Source organism: uncultured Nisaea sp., from assembly GCF_963974195.1.
In the GTDB taxonomy this organism is placed as follows: Bacteria; Pseudomonadota; Alphaproteobacteria; order Thalassobaculales; family Thalassobaculaceae; genus Nisaea.
In genome coordinates, this window is record NZ_CAXBDC010000194.1 from 1 (window position 1) to 3,189 (window position 3,189).

Here is a 3,189-nt window from a genome sequence, read left to right on the forward strand (position 1 = left end):
GTCGCCGTTGGAAAAGAAATGGGTGCAGTTGCGAAAAAGACATCCGCCCTTGAACCGCATGAATTGTGCAATATTTTTCAGCAATGCAGAGAGACATCCTCCCCCATCTTCCCGTCGTCCTCGCCGTTGCGCGCCGGGGCGGTTTCGCGGCCGCCGCCAAGGAGCTCGGCATGAGCGCCTCCGCGGTGAGCCATTCGGTGCGCTTTGTCGAAGACCGGCTGGGTCTGCCGCTCTTTGCCCGCACGACGCGCAGCGTGTCCCTGACCGACTGGGGGCAATTGCTGGTCGATACCACCGCACCGTCCATTACCGGCATCGACGAAGCACTGGAACGGTTGAAATCGGCGCAGGGGCAGGTTTCAGGATTGTTGCGCCTGACGGTCGCACAGCCGTTTGTCCCTATGGTGGTAACGCCGGTCGTCAAGGAAATGCTCCCGCGCTATCCCGATCTGAGGATTGAGATATCCGCCGACAAGAGGCTGGTGGATATTGTCGCCGAAGGGTTCGATGCGGGCATCCGGCTCGGCGGCTCCATCGAGCAGGACATGAAGGTTTTCCGGCTGAAACCACCCTTCCGGACCATCATCGCGGCGGCGCCATCCTATATCGAGCGCTACGGCAAACCGACATCGCTTGAAGATCTCGCGAACCATAACTGCATGTCGTACCGAAATTCCTCGGGGGGCATGTATGACTGGGAGCTGGAATCCGGTACCGGCGAAGTCCGGGTTCCCTCGAACGGGAACCTCGTTCTGAACGACCTGACAATCGGCCTCGACTTCGCGCTCGAGGGACTAGGCATCATCTATATCTTCGAGCCCTGGATCGAGGCTGAACTGGCCGATGGCAGGCTTGTCGAGCTGCTTCCGGAAGCCTCCGTCGAGGAAACCGGCCTGTTCCTCTATTTCCCGGAACGCGCGGGCAATAACCCGAAACTGCGCGCCTTCATCGATACGGCAAAAACCGTACTGAAGCGCCGGGACCATGCCACGATAGACTAGAGAGCGACGTCGAACCCGTCGTCTTCCGCCCGCTCCAGTCCGAGATATTTGAGCCACCGCACCAGCTCCGCCTCCATCCGGGCCTTGCGCTGGGCGGTGAGGCTCAACCGTGGCTCCAACCAGTGCTTGCGCACCCCGAGCACACCCGCTTGCCGGTCGGCCTTCATATCGATCCGGCCAACCAGTCTGTCGCCTTCCAGCACCGGGAAGACGTAATAGCCATATTCCCGCTTCGCTTCAGGCACGAAAACCTCGATCCGGTAATCGTAGCCGAACAGGCGTTGCAGGCGCTTGCGGTCACGCAGCGCCGGGTCGAACGGGCTGAGGAACCGGATACGGCCGGGCGGGGGCGGGGCGGCGGCCATCAGATCAAACGCATCGGGCCGGGCCAGATGCTGCCGCAGGGTGCCGTCCGCATTCTCCACCTCGACCGGGACCGCGGTGTCGGCGGTTTGCCGTTCGGCCCAGGCTTTTGCTTCCACGGGGGAGATCGCGTCCCAGTAAGCGGCAAGCTCCCCCGGTGTCGCGAAACCAAGGCGCTCCAGCGCGGACCGGCAGGCCCAGTCGATGAACTCCTCGTCATGCACCACCGGATCGAAATGTTCGGACGGCACGACGTTGGAAGCGATGTCATAGACCTTCTGGAAACCCTCGCGGGCGGAGACCGCCAGCTCCCCCGTGCGCCAGAGATGTTCCAGCGCTGATTTCGACGGCTTCCAGCCCCACCAGGCCTTGTTCTGGTCGCTGCCATCATGATGGCTTTCGCCCTCGGTCAGATCCCGGGACCGGACCGGGCCGTTCTCGATGATATGGGCGCGAATCCGCGCACAGGTTTCCTCGTAATCCTCGCCAAGCCGCTCCCGCCACCAGTCCCGGCTCATCAACCGGTCCCGGGTGCGGGCGAATTTCGGCTTCCAGTAGCGGTAGAACTCGACCGGGATCACCGAGGCATCATGCGTCCAGTTCTCGAACAGGGTGCGTTCCCGCTCGATATGGTGGTGCAGCCATTCCGGTTTGTAGGCTGTCGCCCGGGAAAACAGGATGTGATGATGCGCCCGCTCCACGGTGCGGATGCTGTCCACCTGCACGAAACCGATACGATGGATCAGCTCCGGCAGATCCTTGCGCCTGAACGGCCGGCCGGGAGAATCAGACAGCGCATGCAGGTGGAGAAACAGGCGCCGCGCGTCGCGGTTGGGTATGATATCGGCCATGGGGTAAGCTTCTTCCGACTGAGACCACCGGATCGAAACATAACGTGAACAAAAAGGAAAGCCCATGGCGCTCAAGAAACTCGATCACGTGAACATTCGGACGCAAAATCTCGATGCCATGGTGGAATGGTATGGCCGGGTGCTGGACATGCATCCAGGCGACCGCCCGCCCTTCCCGTTCCCCGGCGCCTGGCTCTATGCGAACGGCGCCGCGATGGTGCATCTGGTCGGCTCCAAGGAAGACCTTGCACCATACCGCCCCGATGCCCAGCTGGAACATTTCGCGATTTCAGCGGAAGGCCTCGACGCATTCCTGGCCCACTTACGGGAGCAGAAAATCGCCTATCGCTGCGGCGTGCTGCCGGAAATGGGTATCCAGCAGGTGAACATCCACGATCATGACGGCAATCACATCCATGTCGATTTCGCCGCGACCGAGAAAGCGGACCTGACGGATTACGACGGTAGTTAGGGCGAGATCAGCGGGGCATGTGGCGGCCGGGAATCCAGCGTAGCAAATCCACACCAGCAATCGCACGCTCCAGATCACCTGCGTGATGTGCGGATTTGGCGTCGGTCAGAAGGGAAGAAGTCATCATGCCGAAATGATAGCGGGTCTGGCGTCGGGCGCCACACTCCGATCATTCGACGATAGGGCAGGTCAGTGAATCGGGTCGGTATCTTCCGCCTTGGTGCGGAAATGCTCCAGCAGGAACATCCGGACAGCTGCTGTCCGGCTCATCTCCGGGAAAGCCTTCTCTGCATCCGTCACGATAGAATCGATACACAATTCACGATCATGCGCGCACTCTTCCAGGGCATCCCAGAAGTCTTCTTCCAGGATGATGGAGGTCCGGTGCCCCGCATAAACATTCTTGCGTGATTTCGAAGAGCTCATGCTGACCCCGTTAAAATCCAACGCCATGGTTAATTCCCGTGAATACTAAGACAAGTTGTATGCGTTCAACAATCCG

4 protein-coding genes are annotated in these 3,189 nt (G+C 60.6%); 2 read left to right on the forward strand and 2 right to left on the reverse strand.

Annotated features, from left to right (window positions below; translation table 11 throughout):
- Window positions 1-83: 83 nt before the first annotated feature.
- Window positions 84-1,001 carry a LysR family transcriptional regulator gene (locus AAC126_RS22055; protein WP_339857583.1) on the forward strand — a complete coding sequence of 306 codons (918 nt, stop codon included), beginning with the start codon at window positions 84-86 and terminating at the stop codon, window positions 999-1,001.
- On the opposite strand, the gene AAC126_RS22060 is transcribed toward AAC126_RS22055, so the two are convergent.
- Entirely contained in the window at window positions 998-2,215 is a 1,218-nt protein-coding gene (locus AAC126_RS22060) for a crosslink repair DNA glycosylase YcaQ family protein (protein WP_339857585.1), read from the reverse strand. The genes AAC126_RS22055 and AAC126_RS22060 overlap by 4 nt on opposite strands.
- 64 nt (window positions 2,216-2,279) lie before the next feature.
- On the opposite strand from AAC126_RS22060, the gene AAC126_RS22065 reads away from it, so the two are divergent.
- Window positions 2,280-2,687 carry a VOC family protein gene (locus tag AAC126_RS22065; protein ID WP_339857590.1) on the forward strand — a complete coding sequence of 136 codons (408 nt, stop codon included), beginning with the start codon at window positions 2,280-2,282 and terminating at the stop codon, window positions 2,685-2,687.
- Between the two features lie 189 nt (window positions 2,688-2,876).
- Here the strand turns inward: AAC126_RS22065 and AAC126_RS22070 are convergent, their stop codons facing one another.
- Window positions 2,877-3,140 (reverse strand): ribbon-helix-helix domain-containing protein, encoded by a 264-nt coding sequence (locus AAC126_RS22070; RefSeq protein WP_339857593.1) that lies wholly within the window; start codon window positions 3,138-3,140, stop codon window positions 2,877-2,879.
- Window positions 3,141-3,189 lie beyond the last annotated feature (49 nt).

What these genes read in the sequence shown, in the direction of transcription:
- AAC126_RS22065 (WP_339857590.1), top strand. Translation starts at nt 2,280, where the DNA reads ATGGCGCTCAAGAAACTCGATCACGTGAACATTCGGACGCAAAATCTC.
- AAC126_RS22060 (WP_339857585.1), bottom strand. Translation starts at nt 2,215, where the DNA reads ATGGCCGATATCATACCCAACCGCGACGCGCGGCGCCTGTTTCTCCAC.
- AAC126_RS22055 (WP_339857583.1), top strand. Translation starts at nt 84, where the DNA reads ATGCAGAGAGACATCCTCCCCCATCTTCCCGTCGTCCTCGCCGTTGCG.
- AAC126_RS22070 (WP_339857593.1), bottom strand. Translation starts at nt 3,140, where the DNA reads ATGGCGTTGGATTTTAACGGGGTCAGCATGAGCTCTTCGAAATCACGC.